The organism is Micromonospora sp. NPDC003776, assembly GCF_053605645.1.
In genome coordinates this window covers 1-1,215 of record NZ_JBSGJR010000966.1, presented here as the reverse complement: position 1 = coordinate 1,215, position 1,215 = coordinate 1, and the positions used below count along the sequence as shown (strand labels likewise).

1 protein-coding gene is annotated in these 1,215 nt (G+C 79.3%); it reads left to right on the top strand.

Annotated features, from left to right (window positions below):
• Positions 1–98: 98 nt before the first annotated feature.
• Positions 99–1,215: hypothetical protein (locus ACWEVO_RS36765; RefSeq protein WP_452311986.1), on the top strand; the 1,117-nt coding region annotated here is incomplete at its 3' end.

Below are 1,215 nucleotides of genomic sequence, written 5' to 3'. Positions count from 1 at the left end.
GCCGGCGCCCGCTTCGGCATGGCCCACGCCTGGGTGCTGCTGATCGGCGTGGTGGGCATCTGCGCCACGGCCAGGTCGGCCGACGCGCGAATGCTCTCATGCAACGCTGGGTCGTCCACAGCGGAGAACATGGAATCGTCCGCTACCGGTGGTGGGCCGCGGTGCGGCTCGCCCTCGACCTCGGCACCCCCGTGGCCGGTGAGCCGGACGTCGAGGTGGACGTCCGGCTGGGTCTCGGCGCCGTGTCGCTGGACCCGGCGGCCCCGGCCGACGCACCGTCGGCGCAGGTCCGCATCCGGGTCGGCCACCCCGATGGATGGCTGCTCGGCGGCCCCGGCACCGGCGCGCCGCTGGCCGCCCGGGTCCGCGCCCTCACCGTCCGGGCGAGCGTCCGCGCCGGCGCCGCCGGCCCGGCCACCGACGTCGAGGTGGTGCTGCACGACGCGGCCCTGCGCGGCGAGGCGTCCACCGCCGTCGACCTGCTCGACCCCCGGGCGCCGGAACTGCTCGACGCGCTGGTCCGGGAACTGGACCGGGTGGCCGCCCCGGGCGGCCGACTGGCCCGGCTGCTGACCGAGCTCGCCGCCCTCGGTGTCATCAACCGGGCGACGGCCGACCGGCCGGCCGCGGTGCTGGCCGACGCGATGACCGGGCTGCGTACCGACGCCACCGCCTGGCTGGCGCCGCGGCTGCCGGCGTTGGTCGACCGGGCCACCGGGCTGCTCGGCCTGGTCCGCGACGCCGGTGCCGCCGCCGGCGGCGGCCCGTGGCGGCGACGCCTCGGCGGGCTCCCGGTGGAGCTGGTGCTGGAGGCGCAACCGTGGCGGTTCACCGCCCGCACCACCGGCACCGGCCTGCGGCTGGGGCACGGGGTCACGCTGACCGGCTCGTCCACCGTGGCGCTGGCGGATCCGGCCCCCCGGGTGCAGGCGGCCCTCGCACTCGGCGAGGTCACCCTCGCCCGGGTCGACGGGGCGGTCTCGCTGGCGGCCCCGTGGCTGCCCGACCCGGTCCGGCTGCTGCCGGCCGCCCCGGACCTGGCGGCGCGGCTCGCGCCGCTGCTGCCCCGGCTGCTCACCAGCGCCGCGCTGGGCGTCCTGCTGGAGCAGGTGGCCGGCGGCAACGTCCGGGTCGGCTCCCTCGACGGGCTGCTCACCGACCCGGCGGGCTGGCTGCAGCGCACCTTCGCCGGCACCGCCGGCGCGCCGCCGCAGG